This window comes from Mesorhizobium sp. KR2-14 (genome assembly GCF_040049255.1).
Classification (GTDB): Bacteria; Pseudomonadota; Alphaproteobacteria; order Rhizobiales; family Rhizobiaceae; genus Pseudaminobacter.
Genome location: NZ_JBDZDR010000002.1, coordinates 140,971 through 159,214, shown reverse-complemented (window position 1 = coordinate 159,214; position 18,244 = coordinate 140,971). Strand labels below are relative to the sequence as shown.

Genomic DNA, 18,244 nt, shown 5'->3' with positions numbered 1-18,244 from the left:
GCAGGAAGGGCGCCGATAGAGGCCGGCACCCTGCCCGGTCAGGGCGCCGTGTCGGCTTTTGCCTCAACATGGCCGCCGAGGAAGAGCTGGCCGACACGCGGGTCGGCAAGCAGCTTGGCGGCCTTGTCGTGCATGCGCGTCTGCCCCAGTTCCAGCACGAGACCGTAGTCCGACATGGCCAGCGCCGCCTTGGCGTTCTGCTCCACCATCAGGATCGTCACCCCCTGGTCGCGCAGCCTGATCAGCGTCCTGAACACTTCCTGGACCAGATTCGGCGACAGGCCGATCGAGGGCTCGTCGATCAGGATCAGCTTGGGATCGAGAAGCAGCGCGCGCGCCACTTCCAGCTGCTTCTGCTGGCCGCCGGACAGTTCGATCGCCTTGCGGTTGCGGAATTCGCGCAGCATGGGGAACTGGTCCATCACCTGCTCGATGCGCTGGCGCACCTTGCCCTGATCGGGCGCCGTGATGCCCCCGAGTTCCAGATTGTGGTAGACGGAAAGCTGCGGCACGACGTTGCGCCCCTGCGGCACGTAGGTCACGCCATGGGCGATCATCTGGCGCGGCGTCTGCCTGGTGACGTCCTTGCCGTCGAGCAGGACCTGGCCGGAATGGATGTTCAGCAGGCCGAAGATGGCCTTGAAGACGGTGGACTTGCCGGCTCCGTTGGGCCCGATGACCGTGGTGATGGAAGCCTTGGGGATGCTGAACGACACCCCGTTGAGAATGGTGATCTTGCCGTAGCCGCCGTAGACGTTGCTGAGTTCAAGCATGCTCAGCCTCCGAGATAGGCGTCGATGACGGTCTGGTTCGACCTGATCTCGTCGGGCGTGCCTTCCGCGATGACGCCGCCTTCCGCCAGCACGATGATGCGGGTGCACAGGCTCATCACGAACTCCATATTGTGCTCGATCACGACGAAGGTGGTGCCGTGCTCGGCATTGTAGGCGACCAAGCGCTCCTTGAGGTGGGCAAGCATGGTCAGGTTGACGCCGCCGGCGGGTTCGTCCAGCAGCACGAGACTGGGACCGGCCATGAAAGCCATTGCCGCGTCCACCAGCTTCTGCTGCCCGTAGGACAGGGAGCCGGCCAGATCATCGCGCAGATGCGTGAGACGGAAGAAGGAGATCAGCTTCTCGGCTTCCGCCGTCAGCCCTGCATCCGGCGCGCTGAAGAGGCGCGACAGCATCGTCCCGCGATGCTCCTGTCCGGCCAGGATGATGTTGTCGATGACCGACATCTTCGGGAACACCGACAGCTGCTGGAAAGTGCGGCCCACTCCCAGCCGGTTGAGGTCGGAGGCGCGCATGCCCGAGACGTTGCGGCCGCTGACTTTCACCTCGCCGGCATCCGGCGGAAGCTGGCCCAGGATGCAATTGAACAGCGTCGACTTGCCGGAGCCGTTCGGGCCGATGAGGCCAAGAATCTCGCCCTTGTGCACGTCGAAAGACACGCCGTTGACAGCGCGGACGCCGCCAAAACTCTTTTCGATATTGCGGACGGAAAGAACCGGTGCGCTCATTTCAGCCGCGCTCCTTCTGTCATGTCGGCACGCACCTGGTGACGAGGCCAGAATTTGGCGCGGAGCTTTGCCCCCACGCCGAGCAGGCCGGACGGGACGAACACAAGCATCACGATGACGAGCGCGGAATAGATGATGAGATAGTAGCCTTCGGTGAAGCGCAGGAATTCGGGCAGCAGGATAACCACGCCTGCCCCGACGAACGGACCGAAGAAATAGCCTGAGCCGCCGACCACCACCATGAGCAGGATGCGCAGCGAGTGGCCGACTCCGAACGATCCGGGCTCGATGAACTGGACGAGCGGCGTAACCAGCGCGCCTGCCAATCCGCCATAGGTGGAGCCGATCGCAAAAGCGAGCAGCGTGATGCGGCGCGTGTCGACCCCGAGGCTTTCCGCACGGATCGGATTTTCGCGCAACGCCTTGAAGGCGCGGCCCCATGGCGACCGCACGATGCCCCACATGACAAGCGCGGCGAGGATCGTGATGCCCAGCGTGAAGTAGTAGAAGTGCAGTTGCTTCATGGTCGTGAAGAGGCCGAAGTCCGGCCGCGGCATGCCGACGAGGCCGTAGTTGCCGCCGGTCAGCCAGTCTTCGTTGCGCAGCACCAGGAAGACCAGCGTGTTGAAGGCCAGCGTCACGAAGGCGAGGAAGTGCCCCTTCACCCGAAGAGCCGGATAGCCGAGCAGAAGGCCGACGATGAAGCAGGCGACGAGCCCGAGCGGCATGGCCAGGACCCAGTGCCAGCCGGCAAGCGTGAGCAGCGCCGTGACATAGGCCCCGATAGCCATGAACGACGCCTGCGCCAGCGAGATCTGGCCCGCATAGCCGAGCGTGAGGTTCAGCCCCATGGCGGCGATGGAGAAGATGAGCCAGGAGGTGAGGACGTAGACGAGGTAGTTGCCCTGCCCGATCGGCGCTAGCATGGCGAGCGCGATGAGCAGAAGCACAAACAGGTTGCGGGTGCGCCCGTGCATCAGACCGCCCTCCCCTCGGACGTTCCCATGAGGCCCTGCGGGCGCACCAGAATGATGACGATGAGCAGGAGCAGCGGCAGCGCGGCTCGATACTCCGCCGTGACATAGGTGGCCGTCAGATTGTCCAGAACGCCGATCAAGAGCCCGCCCACCAGCGCGCCGCGGATCTGGTTGAAGCCGCCGACGATCGCCGCGATGAAGGCGATCAGACCGAGGGTCTCGCCGTTGGAGAATTTCGCCAGGTACACCGGCGTGATGAGGAAGGAGGCGAGCGCCGCAAGTGCCGCGTTGATCAGGAAGGCGTAGAGCACCATTCGCTTGACATTGACGCCGAGGATTTCGGCCACCGCCGGGTTCTGCGCCGTTGCCTGCATGCAGCGGCCGGTGCGGGTGCGGTTGAGGAACAGCGTCAGCAGCACGACGATGCCGAGTGAAATCGCGAGATTGAGGATGTCCTGCAGCGACACCACGGCACCGAAAACATCGATCGGGTCGCTCGGGAACATCGCCGGAAACGGCTGCGCCTCGGCGGAATAAAACTCCTTGACGCTTTCCTTGAGCAGGATGCCAAGCGCCATGGTGGCAATGATGAGCGTGATGCCTCCATGTGGAAGGATCGGCTCCACGATCAGCTTCTTGAAGGCCAGGCCGAGGATGACGACCGCCATCGCAAGGCCGAAAAGCAGCGCGATCCAGACCGGCATGCCAAAGTAGCTCACGCCCACCAGCACGAAAAACGCCGGGAGCATGACGAACTCGCCCTGGGCGAAGTTCACCGTGTGGGCTGCCTGCCACACAAGCGTAAAGCCGATAGCGACCAGCGCATAAATGGAGCCGGTAGCAAGACCGGACAGCAAGACTTGCAGGAACTGGGACATCGCGCGTCTTTTCGGGTTGAAGGCCGCGGCGACGGGCGCCGCGGCCATGAAGGATCAGTTGGCCGGAACGGTGCCGATCACGACCGGCGCGCCGTTCTGGACCTGGACCATGAAGCTCGGACGGGACATCTCGCCGCGCTCGTCCCAGCAGGTGTCGAGCAGGATCTTGGGATGGTCCGCCACCTTGAGGCACAGGCCGTGCATCTTGTCGGCGAACGCTTCGCCATTGAAGTCGCCGACCATCTCGGTGACGTATTTGGTCGTCCAGGCGCCGACATAGCCCTTGATCGCGTCATGGGTCGGCTTGCGCTTGAAGGTCTCTTCGAACTTCTGCGCGAATGCGCCGATGCCCGGCACATCGGTCGCCGTCGCGGTCACGCCGACATGGGCGATCGCGCCCTCGGCCGCGCCGCCGGCAAGCTCGATGACCTTGGCCTCGGTGAGCGTGACTTCGCCGACGAGCGGCATGGCCAAGCCCTGCTTCTTGGCCTCGATGAGGAAGCGGGCGGATTCTTCCTGGTTCATGTAGACGAACACCGCGTCGGGGTTCGCCTCCTTGAGCTTGGCGACGTCGGCGGCGTAGTCCGTCTGGGCCTGCTCGGAAGGCACGTCGGAGATGACCTCGATGCCGGCCTTCTTCATCTCTTCCACGAAGACGTCATGGCCGCCCTTGCCGAACTCGTTATTGACCCAGGCCACGCCGACCTTCTTCGCCTTCAGCGTGTCGGTAAAATAGGCGGTCAGCGCGGGAACGCCCTTCTGCGCGCCCGACGAGGTGCGGAACACGAAGGGGTTGCCCTTCTCGACCACCGAGGGAGCCTCCGAGCCGACGAATTGCGGCGTGCTGTTCTGCTGGGCGACGAGCATGTTGACCATGGTCGAGCCGGAATAGATCGTGCCGAGGATGGCATAGGCGCCCTCATCGATCGCCTTCTGCACCAGCGCGCGCGAGACCTGCGGGTCGGTCTGGGTGTCGTATTCGGTGACTTCGACCGTCTTGCCCAGGATGCCGCCCTCGGCGTTGATCTCCTCGATGGCGACCTTGATGCCATCGCGCCAGTTGGTGCCCGCCGGAGCGCCGGCACCGGAAAGCTCGGCAACCATGCCGATCTTCACCGTTTCCTGCGCCTGGGCGGCGCCAAAGGTGGCCAGCACGGCGGCTGACATTGCAAGCAGGGATTTACGGTACATCTGAATTCCTCCGATAATCAGCAATGGTGTATGTCGATACCGTCTCCACAAGGACCACTGGACAAGGTCAATGATCGGGAGGCGAAACCCACATCTTTTTATTGAAATCGGCCCTCTCCAGTGTCGCATAGGTAGAAAATTCGGGAGGTTTTTCGGCTCACAGCCATGCGGCCCCGAAGAATCATCGAGCGGGGCTGAAAGCCGCGCCTAGGTGCAGCCAATCGGACACGCTGCTCCAGCTTAGACGATCAGGACGATGCCGGTGGCGACCAGCGCGGCGGCCCAGATGAGGTCAAAGTTGATCCAGCCGCGCCGCAGGATGGAAAGGCCGAGCCATTCATAGACTAACAAGGCCATTGCGAGCGTCACGGCGAGCATGGCTGCCGTATGAACGCCCACCGCGGCCAGTGCTATCGGCAGCGACCCCGTCGCCGTCAGTTCCCGGGCCGGACTTGCCGCCAGGCACAGAGGAATGAGCACCGGCACCAGCATGAGGCCGGCGCCATGGGCCGTCGCCATCAAGAACGACCAAACCCCAAGCCCGACCATGCCCGTGGTCATGCCGATGCGGACGCGATGGCGATGGCCGTAGGCGAGGTAATAGATCGCCCAGCCGACAAGCAGCACGCCGGCCGTGATCTGCAGCAGGCGCTCATCGACGACGAAGCCGAGGGCGACCACCGCGGCGGCGACCACGGCAATTGAAATCGCATGTCCGATTGCGATGGGAATGAGTGATAAAAGCACCACCTTGCGGCTGCCCCTGTGCAAGCCGAGGGCAACCGCAAAAAGCCAACCCATTGCGGGGTTGAGACCATGAAAGGCGCCGAGGCCGGCAAGCACCAGCCAAGGCGTTAGTGGTGCCATCCTACGAAACCATCCTGTTTTGCATCATCAAGGATAGCAGTAGGAATCGGACGAGCAATCGCCTCCCTCCAGTCGCACCTGATGCGGCCGGCGGCCCTCCGGCCATTCGATGAAGAAGTCCTCGTCGAACTTGAGGCCGCCATTCTCCCCGACATCAAGCTTCACCATCCAGCCGTCCAGCCCCTCGGGATAGAACTGCGGGTCGATGGCGCCGTAGAGCGAATTGGTGAAATAGACACGCCTTCCGTCGCGGCTGATTTCCACCATCTGCGGGCCGCCTTGCAGGGCACCGTTGTTTGCCTTGGCGTGCGACGCCCGGGACACGATGCCGCCGATGCGGACCCTGCCGGTCTCCTTCGGCTCGAACGGGTCGGACACATCGTATTGGATCATGTCTCCGGTGCCCCAGCAGGAAACATAGAGGAAGCGGTCATCCATCGACAGATCGATGTCGGTCACCAGCGGCGCGACCGCCTTGAAGCCTTTCAGCACCGGCGGCAGCAGGTCGGGATCGGCCGGTTCGGCCGGGATCTCGATGACCTTCTTCACCGCCCATTTGTCCCCGTCGCGATACCAAGTCCAGATCGAGGCCGAGAGATCCTTGAGGCTGATGACGCAGCCGACGAAGCCGTAGGCCTTGGTCGGGTCGTGCGCCGGGCGCAGTTCGAACACCAGCTGGTATTCCGGTCCCAGGTCGATCTCCTGCAGATGCTTGCGCTTGTGCAGGTCCCAGAAGTGCAGCTTGCGCCCGTATTTGCTGCCCAGCAGGACTTCCGGCACGAGCCCGTTCTCGAACGTGTCAGGCGTTCCCCATTCGCTCGTCACCATCGTGTCGTAGCCGAGATGCCACCAGAAATCATAGGCAAGCTGCTGCGGCCCCCGCTCCACTTCCCAGCGGCCGAGAACGTCGAAACTGTCCGGGTCGAGCAGGAAGATGCCGCCGGGCGCCTTGCCCTCGGCATCGCCGAGCGCGTTCACATAGATGCCTTCCGGCCCGCAGTGGATCGTGTGCAAGCGCGAATATCCCGCCTTCTCGGCAATCTCTTCCGGTTCGATGACCTTGACGATCTTCGGGTTTCTCGGGTCCGGCTTGGTGTCGATGATGTGCAGCCGCGACGAACGCAGGCCGGGCACGACAAGATAGCGCCGCTCCATATGCGGGTGCGGCGCGTTTGGGCAAAGGCACGAAGAACACGCGTTCCAGCCGAAATGGTGCAACTCGTCGCCCACATTGGGCATTTCGACCTGCCCGACGATGCGGGAATATGTCGGCGAGTCCGGGTTTACGTCGACCACGGCCAGCGCGTCTGGCTTTTTGCGATCCGGGTCGAAGGCGGCCACATAGGCCAGCATCTCCTTCGGTGCCTTGGCGGCCATTCTCGGGGACGGATAGAAGGAAGGATCGGGTTGCCAAATTGCCATGATGAAGCACTCCTCCTGACGGACGATCGTGTCTCTCGCTCAGCGCCCCCGATCTACAGTGGGAATTGGCCCGCCGCGATCTTCTCACTCGAGCGCTAACGTGTCCAATCAAGTCGCTAACGGCCGGTGCCTTGGTGCATATGGGACTTGCCTGAGGGCTCAAGCGGTGTTCTGATACCGGAACTGGCACCGGATTGATCGCGCGATGAGCCTGCAGCAATTCCTGTCGCAATACACGTCCGCGGGTGCCGGGCCCGGCCGGCCCTTCGTGAAGATGCACGGCCTGCGCAACCACTTCGTGATTTTCGACCGGCGGGTCGACAGGCGCGGTTTCCGGCCTGAAGACATCGTGCGCATCTGCGACACGCATGTGGGCGTGGGCGGCGACCAGCTCCTGACCATCGAGCCGCCCTCCGCATCCGGCCAGGCTGCCGGCGCCTATGCCGCGATGCGGATATTCAACATCGACGGCCGCGAAGTTTCGGCCTGCGGTAACGCCACGCGCTGCGTGGCGCATTTGCTGCTGGAGGAAACGGGCAGCACGGAGCTGCTGCTGGAAACCGGCGGCGGCCTTTTGAAATGCCGGCGAGCTGGCCCCATGCGCATCAGCGCAGAGTTGGGGCCGATCAGCACGGACTGGCGGGATTTTCCTCTGGCGCGCGAGGTGGATATGCTGCACCTGCCAGTCGAAAGCGGCCCCTTGGCCGACGGCATCGGCCTGTGGATCGGCAACCCGCATGCAGTGTTCTTCGTCGATGATGTCGGCGCAATCGACCTGCCGCAGGCTGCCGCGCCGATACAAAACCATCCGCTCTTTCCGGAAGGCGTGAATGTCGGCGTGGCCGAACTCGTCGACAGCGAGACGATCAGGCTGGCGGTCTGGGAACGCCCGGGCATTGCCACCCAGGCCTGCGGAACGGGAGCCTGCGTGGCCGCATTCGCCGCGCGCCTGAGAGGCCTGACGCAGAGCAACCGGCTTACCGTGCATCTTCCGGCAGGGCCGCTGACGATCGAGATTTTTGGCAATATGGCGGTGATGACCGGGCCGGTAGCCTTTTGCTGCCGAGGTTTTGTCGATTGCGACGACGTGCCGGCGGAAGAGCGCGGCCCGGCTGCACACCGGCTGGCCGACGCGCCACCGCAGGGTGAGCGCGCCCGGAAGAACGACCGGTTCGGCTAGATGATCCGCCGTCCTTTCTCGTCGAGAAGAACACATCCTTGCGGTTCGAAGCCGACTTCCACCGCCGCGCCTTCGCGCATGATCCTGCCGTCGATCAGCGTATTGGCGCGGATGATGGTGTTGTCGCCAATGTCGATCTCGTAGATGGCGCTGCCGCCGAGATAGGAGGCTGAGGCCACCCGCCCGGCAAGCCTGTTGACGCCGGCCGCCGCTCCCAGGAGCAGCTTCTGCGGCCGCACGACAACGGTGACGCCCGCCCCCGGCGCCAGCGCCCTTGGCGAAGCCACCCTGACGACCTGCCCGGCCGAGAGCGCGATTGTGGCCGTGTGGCCGTCCATCCGCGAAACCACTCCGGCCAGCATATTGGCCTTGCCCAGGAAATCGGCCACGAATGCGGTGGCCGGCTCCTGATAGACCTGCTCGGGCGTTCCGATCTGCTCCACCGTGCCGGCGTTCATGACCACGATCTGGTCGGACATGGACAGGGCCTCTTCCTGATCGTGGGTCACGAAGATGGCCGTAATGCCGGTCTCTTTCTGGATCTTCTTGATCTCGACGCGCATCTCCTCGCGCATATTGGCGTCGAGCGCCGACAGCGGCTCGTCCAGCAGCAGCACTTCCGGCTCGAAGACGATGGCGCGCGCCAGTGCGATGCGCTGCTGCTGGCCGCCGGAAAGCTGCGAAGGCAGCTTCTTGCCGCTGCCGGGAAGCCGCACCATCTCGAGTGCCTTCTCCACCCGGCGGACGATCTCGGGCCTGGGCACGTTCCTGTATTTCAGGCCGAAGGCGACATTGTCGAACACGCTCTTGTGCGGGAACAGCGCGTAGCTCTGGAACACCAGGCCGATGTTGCGCTTGTAGATCGGAACGTCGTCGACCCGCCTGCCGCCGATCGAAATCTGCCCCCGGGAAATGTCGACCAGCCCGGCGATGGAGCGAAGGATCGTCGTCTTGCCGCAGCCGGACGGCCCAAGAAGGGTGACAAAACTGCCCTTGGCGATGGCGAGCGAGAAATCGCGAACCGCGACGAACTTGCCATAGGAAATGTCGATATTGCTGAATTCCACCGCCGGCTGTTGCAGCGAGTGCTCGCCACGAAGGAGCGGCGCATCCTCGCCAGCCAGGAATGCCCCGGCCGCGACCGGCCGGGGCATCTGCGATGTGGTGTCGAGGCTGTCACGCACCTTTGGCGATCCTATCCCACTGCTTGGTCCAGGCGTCTTCGTTTTCCGCCCAGTAGATCGGGTCGGCGAAGGTCAGCGCCTTCATCGATCCCGTCGGGTCGTAGGCAGGCAGCGACTCGATCTTCTCGGTCATCTTCACCTTGGTCGGATCCAGCGAAGGGGGATAGTTTTGCCCTTCGGCAACCGCGATTGCCGTGGCGGGCTCGAGCATGAAGTTGATCAGTTCCTCACATTCGGCCATCGGCGAGCCCTTGACGACCAGCATGTCCTCCATCCAGGCATAGGAGCCGGCGGGATCGAGATAGCCGATCGGGTGACCCTGCTGCTGCAGCGCTGCGATGCGGCCGGACCACGCGTCCGTGACCACGATCTCGCCCTTCGACAGAAGGTCCATCAGCTCGGCGCCCGAACTCCAGAACTTCTTGGCCAGGTCGCGGTTCTCGCGCACCTTCGCCCAGACGGCGTCCATGTCGGTGATGTTGTTGGGGTCTTGGCCCGAATGGAGCGCGGCATACCAGACGCGCGTGGTCATGTCGGCGTAGCCGCCAACCTTGCCGGCATATTTCTTGTCGAACAGCAGGCCGACGCCCTTTTCCTTGGCCTCGTCGTCCGAGATGACGTTCTTGTTGTAGGCGAGGCCGGTGGTGCCGTAGTCGTAGGGCACGGCCGAGATCTTGGGCGTGATCTTGCGGAAGGGCTCGATCATCGGCACCAGGACATTCGCCATGTTGGGAATGTTGGCCTCGTTGATCTCGGAATTGAAGCCCGCATTCACATATTTTATGTAGTAGTTGACGCCCGAGGAGTGGATGACCTGGAAGTCTCCCGGCTTCGAGGTCTTGATCTTGGTGATGACCTCGTCCTCGTCGCCGAAGGTGCCCTGCACCACCTTGATGCTGGTCTTCTGGGTGTAGGGCCGGAAGGCGTATTTATCGATCGCCTCCTGCACCACGCCGCCCCAGCCGTCGAAGCGAACTTCCGTGGCGGCTGCCAGCGCCCTGCCCATCCAGGGCATGGAAAGCCCCGTCGCGGCAGCGGCCGCCGCCGTCAGGGTCAGAAAATTGCGGCGGCTGATATCGCCGTTTGCATAACGCTCGCTCAGGCGCTCCAGTCGCGTCGTAGTCGACATTTTCATCTTGCGTTCCCCTTTTTCGTTATGTGTTCCCTTTTCCACCAACGCGCTTCATCAAGCGGGTGAAACCTTGCAGCATGAGGCCGCCGACCAGCGGCACGCCGACGGTGACCAGGATCATCACCGTGCCGAGCGCGTTGACCTCCGGGCTGACCGATATCTTCAGCATGGAAAGTATCTGCGTCGGCATCGTCTCGACGCCGGCGGGACGCCAGAACAGGCTGGCGGAAGTGTTGTCGAAGGAAATGGTGAAGGCCAGCAGCACGCCGGCGACGGCCGCGGGAACAAGCAGCGGCAGGGTGATTTCGCGGAACGACGCCAGCCGCGGTGCCCCGAGCGACAGGGCGGCCTCCTCATAGGTGCGGCTGATGCCGATCATCCGCGCCTGAACGACGAGCACCACGTAAGGCAGCGCCAGAAGGATGTGGCCGAGCAAAAGCAGCCAGATGGTTCGCGGCTGATCGACCGCCTTGATCAGCACCAGCAGCCCCACACCCAAAATCGTTTCGGGCACCAGCGCCGGCAAGATGACCAGAGTGCCGAAGGACTGCTTTCCCGGAAACTGGAAGCGCACCAGCGCAAAGGCGACCATGATGCCCAGCGCCGTGGTGACCGCAGCTGTGACCAGCGCGATCCACAACGAGGTCCTGAACGCGGTGAGAACCTGCTCGTTGGACAGCAGCTTTTCGTACCAGTGCAGGCTGAACCCTGTGAGCGGGAAGCCGCCGAACATGGACGAATTGAAGGAAAGGATGACGGTGGCCGCAATGGGCGCGAACATGAAGATATAGACAAGAAGCGTGATCGCGCCGGTCAGCCGCCAGGCCCATCTGCCTTCGCGGTCGTGTTGGCGTGCACTCATCCGCCAAGGCCCTTCATGATCTGGGACATGCCCATGTAGCGCGTATAGGCAGCGGCCGCGCAGCCCAGCAGCACGAACAGGACGATGGACAGCGTGGCGCCCAGCGGCCAGTTCAGCTGCCCCATGATGGTGTCGTAGATGAGATTGCCGAACAGCGCGTCGCGGCCCGAACCCAGCAGCTGCGGCGTCACATAGCTTCCGGCGGCAAGCACGAAGCACAACAGCAGCCCCGCGCCCAGGCCCGGCAGGGACAAGGGCAGGGTGACCTCCCGGAACGCCTGCGCACTGGTGCAGCCCATGGAACGGGCTGCGGAAATCAACGTGCGGTCGATGCTTTCAAGGCTCACATAGACATTGAGGATCATGTAGGGCAGCAGGAAATGCAGCAGCCCCATGATGACCGCGCCCTCGGTATAGAGCATCGGCAGCGGCTCTGAGATGATGCCAAGCTTGAGCAGAGTGACATTGATGAGCCCCTGCTCGCCAAGGATATGTATCCACGAAAAGGTGCGGATCGTGAAGCTGATCCAGAACGGCACGATGAGCAAAAGCAGCAGCAGCCATTTGTGCCGGAACGTCGTGGCCCAGATGAAATAGGCCGGAAAGTATCCGAGAACCGCGCAAATCACGGCCGTCATCGCGCCGACCCGCACCGTCTTGAGAAGAAAGCCGTGATAGTAGCTGTCTAACAGGAACTCCTTCCAGTTGTCGAAGGTCAGCGCGCTTGTCTCGACGCCGGCCGTGACAAAGGTGAAGAAGGTGTAGGCTGCCATTACTGCGATTGGTAACAGCAAGAAAAACAGCAGCAGCAGAAAGGTGGGAGCAACGAGAGCCCATGCCAATCGCCGGTCGTACAGCGTCCACCCTTTTGTCATGCTCATCCGGCTCAGGTCGCCCCGTCTAGGCAGCAATGCTTTTTCTGGGCACAGATTGGGCGATTGGCGGCGGGATGTCTACTGTTCGGAAACCGTTTTTTTGCTTCAATGCCGCCCGGATTCTCACCCTCGACCGATGAAGTGCGTCAACGCGGCTGGCCGGTTTTCGGATCGATCTTGATCTCTACCTTGGCCTTGTCGGCGGTGTGGTAGATCACGTCGTAATAGCCGTCCTGGTTCCACTCGATTTCGCTGACGTAGCGGAACTGGTCCCGCTTTTCGACCTTGGCGACGATTTCGGAAAGCTTGATCGCCCCATCGGGAGGGAAAAGCTGAGTTGCATTCTGCGCCTGAGCATGGCCGACGGCCAGAAGGGCCACGACAATAGATCCGAGAACCAGACGAGGGCCCATGGCTTTCCTCTCCTCAAAGCGCAATGGACAAGAACGGCGGATGCGCGGTTTGGTTCCAGTGGGCGCGGGCCATGCCGCCTTGATTTGGGCCCGCGAATATGATGCACCTGCCCGTCATGAGAAAGCTCTGTCTCACTGCGTCGGCACTGCTGGTGCTCGCTTCGCCGGCCGTGGCGCTCGATGCGCGACTGAAGGCCGGCCTCCTGAAACTCGACCCCGACACCCGGCTTGAACAGCGCTGCGACGCGGAGGCGCTGGAACGCATCGCGCGCGACGCGAACCCCTATAAGCCGGACCGCGTCGTGGCCTATGCGATCAAGACGCCGACACTGCAAGGCGACGCGATCGAGAGCCCCGGCGCCGCCTTCCGCGCCAAGGGCCGGTGGTATCGCCTCTCCTACACCTGCCGCACCGCCCACGACCGCATGAAGGTTCTGTCGTTCAGCTACAAGATCGGCGAGAGGATTTCCGAGGACGACTGGCCGAAATACAATCTCTGGCGCTGAGCGTCGTCGGTTCGGAAAGCGGCCGCACCGGCCGCTTTCCTTTCCAGCGCCCTACCCGCCCATGCCGCTGCGCGGCAGCAGGATGTTCTCAAAGCGCGCGCGCAGCTTGTCGTCGATGGAGCGCGGCACATGGCGCGGGAAGCGCTCGGCCAGGATGCGCTTCTTCTCGGCGATGGCCCGCTGCAATATGTCGGGCTTGCCCTTCTCGTTCCATTCCTTCGGGCTGAAACGGTCGCCTATGGCCGGGTAGAAATATTCGGTCTGCATCAGCTTCAGCGTCTGGTCGTTGCCGAGATAGTGGCCGGGACCGTTGAGGCAGACCTCGGTGATCGTATCGATCGACATCGCCTCGTCGGTGACCTCGATACCGCGCACGCAGCGCTGGCAGTGGCCGAGCATGTCGTTGTCGATGATCAGGCTTTCCAGGCAGAAGCCGAGCAGCGACGCATGCATGCCGGCCGATTCATAGACGAGGTTGAGCCCCGACAGGCCGGCCATCACATTGGTGATGCCCTTTTCGTAGCCGGACTGGATGTCGGGCAGCTTGGAGTCGGCCATGCCGGCGGCCGATCCGCCGGGCAGATCGTAGAACTGGGCCATCTGCGCGCAGGCCGCCGTCAGCAGCGCCTGCTCGGCCGAGCCGCCCGACATGGCGCCGGTGCGCAGGTCCGACACGAACGGCCAGGTGCCGAAGATGGCCGGGTGCCCGGGCTTCAGCGCGTTGACATAGACGAGGCCCGCCAGCACCTCGGCCACCGCCTGCACCACCGCGCCAGCAATCGCCGCGGGTGCGGTGGCGCCGGCCTGCCCGGCCGAAAGCAGCAGGATCGGGATGCCGCCCTCCACGCACGCTTCGAGCACGCCGCAGGCATCCTCGGCGAACTTCATCGGCGGCACCACGAAGCAGTTGGAATTGGAAACGAACGGCCGGGCACGGAAATTCTCCTCGCCGCCGGCGATTGCGTAGAGCATCTCCAGTGCTGGCGCCACGTTCTCGCGGACGGTGAACGAGGTGCCGACATGCTTCGACGTGCCCATCACGCAGGCATAGAGCGTGTTGAAGTCCATATCGAGCGGGTCGGGAACGTCGCGGGGCACCATCGGCCGCTGGAAGAAGTGGATGTTATCGAGCCCATCGACGATGCGGGCGGCGTCGTAGATGTCCTGCAGCAGCGACTCGCGGTATTCGCGCTTTTCGACGTCGACGAGGTGGACCGCCGCGCCTGCCGTGCCATAGTGCACGCGCGTGCCCTGGATCATCATGTCGTGCTTGGGGTCCTGGCCATAGAGCGTGAAGTTGCGCGCGGCGTTCTTGATCGTCGACAGCACCAGCTCGCGCGGGAAGCGGATGCGGCCGTCCTCGCCATAGATAGCGCCCACCCGCGTCAGCGCCTCGATGCAGCTGGGGATCGCATTGGCGAAACCGACGGTTTCGAGCAGCGTCAGCACCGATTCATGGATGCGTTCCAGATCGTTCTGGCCCAACGGCTTATACCTGCCGCCCTCCAGTCCGGGACGGATAGGCCGGACATCCTCGGCCAGGGGGGCGGCGCGAAGCGCACGACGCGCCTCCCGGCCGCCGGACCTGCGAGACTTCTGGTCTGCTGCCACGACGTCATGCTGTTCGAGCGCGCTCGACATGCGAAAACCTCCACCATATTCGCTGGCCCTCTCGCGCCGAATGTGCCTCCGGTCGCGCGGCCTGGTTCCCCTATGGCGGAGACTATGCAGCGCCTAATAGGCCAGGCGTATGGGCCACCTGTTGCCGCCAGATGTGCCAGGAGTTTTCGCCTGGAAGGCGGCCGGAAACGCCGGCCGCGTGCGGTGCTTCAGGCAGCCGCGGGCCGGCGGCCGGCGGCCGTCGCCAGCTCGCGAATGCCGGGCTCGATGTGCTGGAGAGCGATGGAGGAGAAGCCGAGCCGCATGAAGCGCGACGGCTTGTCGGCGCGGTCGAAGAAGCGGTCGCCGGGCTCGATGATGACGCTGCGCGAGGCGGCCGCCTCGGCGAGGCTGCGGGCATCGGTGCCGCGCGGCCCCTCCAACCACAGCGAAGTGCCGCCGGACGTGACGGTCGGCCGCCAATCGGGCAGGAAGGCGTCGATGGCCTGGACCAGACGCTTGCGGCGCTCGTCGAAGGCCGACGACAGTCGGCGCACCAGCGCCTCGTGATGGCCGAGCGACAGGAAAAGCGCCACCGCGCGCTGGTTGTTTGCCGGCGGATGGCGCAGCACGAAGCGGCGCAGCGCCCGCAGTTCGGCGATAAGGTCGGCGGAGGCGACGATGTAGCCCAGCCGCAGGCCGGGCGCGAGCGTCTTGGACATGGAGCCGACATAGACCACGCGGCCGGACCGGTCGATGCTCTTCAGCGCCTGCTGCGGCGCCTCGTCGAGAAGCTGGCTGTCATAGCCGTCCTCGATGATGATCTGGTTGTTGCGGCTGGCGCGCGCCAGCAGGTCCTGCCGCCGCTCGGCGCTCATCGACACCATGGTCGGGCAATGATGGCTGGGGGTGACGAAGACGAAGCCGGCGTCCGAGGGAATGGCCGAGGTGACGATGCCGTCCTCATCGACCGGGGTGGGCTGGATCTCGGCGCCGGCCAGCCGGAAGATGCTGCGCGCATCCGGATAGCCGGGGTCCTCCATCGCCACCTTGCTGCCCTTGGTCATCAGCAGCGTGGCCAGCATGTAGAGCGCGTTCTGCGCGCCCAGCGTGACGATGATCTCGTCGGGATTGGCGAAGATGCCGCGCCGGGGCAGGAGGCGGGCCTGGATCTGCTCGATCAGCAGCGGGTCGTCGCGGTCCACCATATCGGCCGCCCAGTTGCGGATTTCGAGCACCGCGAGCGCCATGCGGTTGCATTCACGCCATTCCGCGGTGGGAAACAGCGCTGGGTCGAACTGGCCATAGACAAAGGGGTAGGAAGACTTGATCCAGTTGTCGAGCTTGGCCGCGCGCGGCATGTCGCTGGCCGGGATCTGGCGGCGCGCCTTCCAGTCGATCTCGCTGGCCTGTTCGCCGGTCTTGTGCTGCGGCTTGGCGGGGGTGGCCAGCACCTCCGGATTGACGAAGTGGCCGCGCCGCTCGCGCGCCACCAGGAAGCCCTGGTCGACAAGTTGCTGGAAGGCCAGCACCACCGTGCCGCGCGCAACGCCGAGCTTCTCGGCCAGGATGCGGCAGGAAGGCAGCGGCATGGAAGCGGCGATCTGGCGGTCGAGAATGGCTGCGACGATGGCCTGACGGATCTGTGCCTGAAGCGTCTGGCCGGATTCCGCGGATATCCGGAACAGTCCCGACCAAATGGCCGAATCGTTTCTCTGTGGCATCAGTAATTCCCCGGTCAGGCGTTATGCTTTATCTTTTGTGGACCAGTGGACCGTATCCGTGGTCCAACGGGTTGCGCCAATGAATTTTTCTAATCGCTAGGATTTATGCCAGTGATCCTTCCTGGCATGACACACCGCCGAAAGGGCGATGCGGCAAAATCAGTCGATTGAGACTTTTCCCCGCAAAACTATTTCCGTGGCTCCGCATCGCCGACGGGCTCTGGTAAGCTTGCAGGAAGCAGATGGACCATTGGAGACTGGCTGTGACCGACGCCCCCCTTCATGCAGCCCTGACCGCGCTTCGCGAGGAACAGGAAGAAACGCCGATGAATATGCGCGAGGCGTTCAAGTCCGATCCACAGCGCTTCGCGAGATTCTCGCTGACGGATGGGGGCCTGCTGTTCGACTGGTCTAAATGCGCCGTCACGTCCGAAACCATGGCTCTTCTGGAACGGCTGGCGCTGGCGGCCAACCTGCCCGAGCGGCGCGAGGCGATGTTCTCGGGCGAGAAGATCAACAGCACTGAAGGCCGCGCCGTGCTGCACACCGCACTTCGGGCCGGGCCTGACGCGAAGGTGATGGTGGACGGCAAGGACGTGATGCCCGATGTGCGCGCGGTGCTGGCTGCCATGGGCGCCTTCGCCCATGCGGTGCGTTCGGGTGCTGCCACCGGCGCGACCGGCAAGCGCATCACCGAAATCGTCAACATCGGCATCGGCGGCTCCGACCTGGGCCCCGCGATGGCCACCCTGGCGCTCGCCCCCTACCATGACGGGCCGCGCGCGCACTTCGTGTCGAACGTCGATGGCGCGCATATTCACGACACGCTGAAGCACCTCGACCCTCAGACGACGCTGTTCATCGTGGCATCCAAGACCTTCACCACGGTCGAGACCATGACCAATGCCGAGACCGCCCGCGACTGGGTGGAGAAGGCGCTGGGCAAGGATGCAGTGGGCCAGCATTTCGCGGCCGTGTCGACCGCGCTCGACAAGGTCGCCGCCTTCGGTATTGCGCCGGACCGTGTCTTCGGCTTCTGGGACTGGGTGGGCGGCCGCTATTCGCTGTGGTCGGCCATCGGCCTGCCGATCATGATCGCCATCGGGCCGGAACGGTTCGGCGAATTCCTGGCCGGCGCGCGCGACATGGACCGGCACTTCGAAACGGCCCCGCTTCTGAAGAACATTCCGGTGGTGATGGGGCTGATCGGCTATTTCCACCGCGTGGTTTGCGACTACCCGGCCCGCGCCGTCATACCCTACGACCAGCGGCTGGCGCGGCTGCCGGCCTATCTGCAGCAGCTCGACATGGAATCCAATGGCAAGCACGTGCTGCTCGGCGGGCAGAAGGCGGTGACCGCGACCGGACCGCTGGTTTGGGGCGAGCCCGGCACCAACGGCCAGCACGCCTTCTTCCAGCTTCTGCACCAAGGCACCGACATCATCCCGGTCGAGTTCCTCGCGGCGGCAGAAGGTCATGAGGCGGAGTTGCGCCACCAGCATGACCTCTTGCTCGCCAACTGCCTGGCGCAATCGGAGGCGCTGATGAAGGGCCGCACGCTGGAAGAGGCGCGCCGGCAGATGCTGACCCGCGGCATGCCGCTGGAAGAGGTCGACCGCATCGCGCCGCACCGCGTGTTCTCAGGCAACCGGCCTTCGGTCACCCTGCTCTATCGCAAGCTCGACCCCTTCACGCTCGGACGGCTGATTGCGCTTTACGAACACCGCGTGTTCGTGGAAGGAACGCTTTTCGGCATCAATTCCTTCGACCAATGGGGCGTGGAACTGGGCAAGGAACTGGCAACCGGGCTGCTGCCTGTCGTGGAGGGAACGGAAGATGCCGCGCAAAGCGACGCTTCCACCGCCGGTTTGGTGCGCCATATCCATCGTCTCAGGGCAACGGAGTAGACGGC

At 63.8% G+C, this 18,244-nt stretch carries 17 protein-coding genes; 3 read left to right on the top strand and 14 right to left on the bottom strand.

What is annotated here, in order from left to right; genetic code table 11:
- Positions 1–38 precede the first annotated feature (38 nt).
- From ABLE86_RS05280 to ABLE86_RS05250, 7 genes are all read right to left on the bottom strand, one after another.
- Positions 39–773, bottom strand: coding sequence for an ABC transporter ATP-binding protein (locus tag ABLE86_RS05280; protein ID WP_348777888.1), 735 nt, complete (start codon positions 771–773; stop codon positions 39–41).
- A gap of 2 nt (positions 774–775) precedes the next feature.
- A complete protein-coding gene (locus ABLE86_RS05275; protein ID WP_348777887.1) occupies positions 776–1,522 on the bottom strand; it encodes an ABC transporter ATP-binding protein in 747 nt (248 codons plus the stop codon).
- Positions 1,519–2,499, bottom strand: coding sequence for a branched-chain amino acid ABC transporter permease (locus ABLE86_RS05270; RefSeq protein ID WP_348777886.1), 981 nt, complete (start codon positions 2,497–2,499; stop codon positions 1,519–1,521). The genes ABLE86_RS05275 and ABLE86_RS05270 overlap by 4 nt, the downstream gene beginning before the upstream one ends.
- Positions 2,499–3,377, bottom strand: a complete 879-nt coding sequence (locus ABLE86_RS05265) for a branched-chain amino acid ABC transporter permease (RefSeq protein ID WP_348778572.1) — start codon at positions 3,375–3,377, stop codon at positions 2,499–2,501. Before ABLE86_RS05265 ends, ABLE86_RS05270 begins: the two co-directional genes overlap by 1 nt.
- 54 nt (positions 3,378–3,431) lie before the next feature.
- Positions 3,432–4,568, bottom strand: coding sequence for an ABC transporter substrate-binding protein (locus ABLE86_RS05260; RefSeq protein ID WP_348777885.1), 1,137 nt, complete (start codon positions 4,566–4,568; stop codon positions 3,432–3,434).
- Between the two features lie 240 nt (positions 4,569–4,808).
- Positions 4,809–5,435: a hypothetical protein gene (locus ABLE86_RS05255; RefSeq protein ID WP_348777884.1), complete on the bottom strand. Its 627-nt coding sequence runs from the start codon at positions 5,433–5,435 to the stop codon at positions 4,809–4,811.
- A 27-nt stretch (positions 5,436–5,462) separates the two neighbouring features.
- A complete protein-coding gene (locus ABLE86_RS05250) occupies positions 5,463–6,857 on the bottom strand; it encodes a selenium-binding family protein (RefSeq protein WP_348777883.1) in 1,395 nt (464 codons plus the stop codon).
- A 205-nt stretch (positions 6,858–7,062) separates the two neighbouring features.
- Between ABLE86_RS05250 and dapF the strand changes: the two genes are divergently transcribed.
- Positions 7,063–8,037 carry a diaminopimelate epimerase gene (gene dapF / locus ABLE86_RS05245; RefSeq protein WP_348777882.1) on the top strand — a complete coding sequence of 325 codons (975 nt, stop codon included), beginning with the start codon at positions 7,063–7,065 and terminating at the stop codon, positions 8,035–8,037.
- Here the strand turns inward: dapF and ABLE86_RS05240 are convergent.
- From ABLE86_RS05240 to ABLE86_RS05220, 5 genes are all read right to left on the bottom strand, one after another.
- Positions 8,034–9,221, bottom strand: a complete 1,188-nt coding sequence (locus ABLE86_RS05240; protein WP_348777881.1) for an ABC transporter ATP-binding protein — start codon at positions 9,219–9,221, stop codon at positions 8,034–8,036. The genes dapF and ABLE86_RS05240 overlap by 4 nt on opposite strands.
- Positions 9,214–10,356, bottom strand: coding sequence for an extracellular solute-binding protein (locus ABLE86_RS05235; protein WP_348777880.1), 1,143 nt, complete (start codon positions 10,354–10,356; stop codon positions 9,214–9,216). The genes ABLE86_RS05240 and ABLE86_RS05235 overlap by 8 nt, the downstream gene beginning before the upstream one ends.
- A 19-nt stretch (positions 10,357–10,375) precedes the next feature.
- On the bottom strand, positions 10,376–11,215 hold the full coding sequence (locus ABLE86_RS05230) for an ABC transporter permease (RefSeq protein ID WP_348777879.1): 840 nt from the start codon (positions 11,213–11,215) through the stop codon (positions 10,376–10,378).
- Entirely contained in the window at positions 11,212–11,988 is a 777-nt protein-coding gene (locus ABLE86_RS05225) for an ABC transporter permease (protein WP_348777878.1), read from the bottom strand. Before ABLE86_RS05225 ends, ABLE86_RS05230 begins: the two co-directional genes overlap by 4 nt.
- A gap of 248 nt (positions 11,989–12,236) precedes the next feature.
- The gene (locus ABLE86_RS05220; protein ID WP_348777877.1) at positions 12,237–12,503 is read right to left on the bottom strand and encodes a PepSY domain-containing protein; all 267 of its coding nucleotides are present in this window, start codon (positions 12,501–12,503) and stop codon (positions 12,237–12,239) included.
- Between the two features lie 98 nt (positions 12,504–12,601).
- On the opposite strand from ABLE86_RS05220, the gene ABLE86_RS05215 reads away from it, so the two are divergent.
- The gene (locus ABLE86_RS05215; protein ID WP_348777876.1) at positions 12,602–13,009 is read left to right on the top strand and encodes a DUF930 domain-containing protein; all 408 of its coding nucleotides are present in this window, start codon (positions 12,602–12,604) and stop codon (positions 13,007–13,009) included.
- A 51-nt stretch (positions 13,010–13,060) separates the two neighbouring features.
- On the opposite strand, the gene ABLE86_RS05210 is transcribed toward ABLE86_RS05215, so the two are convergent.
- Complete coding sequence (locus tag ABLE86_RS05210) at positions 13,061–14,650, bottom strand: trimethylamine methyltransferase family protein (RefSeq protein WP_348777875.1); 1,590 nt, start codon at positions 14,648–14,650, stop codon at positions 13,061–13,063.
- A 188-nt stretch (positions 14,651–14,838) separates the two neighbouring features.
- Positions 14,839–16,332 carry a PLP-dependent aminotransferase family protein gene (locus tag ABLE86_RS05205; RefSeq protein WP_348777874.1) on the bottom strand — a complete coding sequence of 498 codons (1,494 nt, stop codon included), beginning with the start codon at positions 16,330–16,332 and terminating at the stop codon, positions 14,839–14,841.
- Positions 16,333–16,595: 263 nt separating this feature from the next.
- Here ABLE86_RS05205 and pgi point away from each other — a divergent pair, with 263 nt between their 5' ends.
- Entirely contained in the window at positions 16,596–18,239 is a 1,644-nt protein-coding gene (gene pgi / locus ABLE86_RS05200; RefSeq protein WP_348777873.1) for a glucose-6-phosphate isomerase, read from the top strand.
- The last annotated feature ends 5 nt before the right edge of the window (positions 18,240–18,244 follow it).

What these genes read in the sequence shown, in the direction of transcription:
- ABLE86_RS05280 (WP_348777888.1), bottom strand. Translation starts at nt 773, where the DNA reads ATGCTTGAACTCAGCAACGTCTACGGCGGCTACGGCAAGATCACCATT.
- ABLE86_RS05275 (WP_348777887.1), bottom strand. Translation starts at nt 1,522, where the DNA reads ATGAGCGCACCGGTTCTTTCCGTCCGCAATATCGAAAAGAGTTTTGGC.
- ABLE86_RS05270 (WP_348777886.1), bottom strand. Translation starts at nt 2,499, where the DNA reads ATGCACGGGCGCACCCGCAACCTGTTTGTGCTTCTGCTCATCGCGCTC.
- ABLE86_RS05265 (WP_348778572.1), bottom strand. Translation starts at nt 3,377, where the DNA reads ATGTCCCAGTTCCTGCAAGTCTTGCTGTCCGGTCTTGCTACCGGCTCC.
- ABLE86_RS05260 (WP_348777885.1), bottom strand. Translation starts at nt 4,568, where the DNA reads ATGTACCGTAAATCCCTGCTTGCAATGTCAGCCGCCGTGCTGGCCACC.
- ABLE86_RS05255 (WP_348777884.1), bottom strand. Translation starts at nt 5,435, where the DNA reads ATGGCACCACTAACGCCTTGGCTGGTGCTTGCCGGCCTCGGCGCCTTT.
- ABLE86_RS05250 (WP_348777883.1), bottom strand. Translation starts at nt 6,857, where the DNA reads ATGGCAATTTGGCAACCCGATCCTTCCTTCTATCCGTCCCCGAGAATG.
- dapF (WP_348777882.1), top strand. Translation starts at nt 7,063, where the DNA reads ATGAGCCTGCAGCAATTCCTGTCGCAATACACGTCCGCGGGTGCCGGG.
- ABLE86_RS05235 (WP_348777880.1), bottom strand. Translation starts at nt 10,356, where the DNA reads ATGAAAATGTCGACTACGACGCGACTGGAGCGCCTGAGCGAGCGTTAT.
- ABLE86_RS05230 (WP_348777879.1), bottom strand. Translation starts at nt 11,215, where the DNA reads ATGAGTGCACGCCAACACGACCGCGAAGGCAGATGGGCCTGGCGGCTG.
- ABLE86_RS05225 (WP_348777878.1), bottom strand. Translation starts at nt 11,988, where the DNA reads ATGGCAGCCTACACCTTCTTCACCTTTGTCACGGCCGGCGTCGAGACA.
- ABLE86_RS05220 (WP_348777877.1), bottom strand. Translation starts at nt 12,503, where the DNA reads ATGGGCCCTCGTCTGGTTCTCGGATCTATTGTCGTGGCCCTTCTGGCC.
- ABLE86_RS05215 (WP_348777876.1), top strand. Translation starts at nt 12,602, where the DNA reads ATGATGCACCTGCCCGTCATGAGAAAGCTCTGTCTCACTGCGTCGGCA.
- ABLE86_RS05210 (WP_348777875.1), bottom strand. Translation starts at nt 14,650, where the DNA reads ATGTCGAGCGCGCTCGAACAGCATGACGTCGTGGCAGCAGACCAGAAG.
- ABLE86_RS05205 (WP_348777874.1), bottom strand. Translation starts at nt 16,332, where the DNA reads ATGCCACAGAGAAACGATTCGGCCATTTGGTCGGGACTGTTCCGGATA.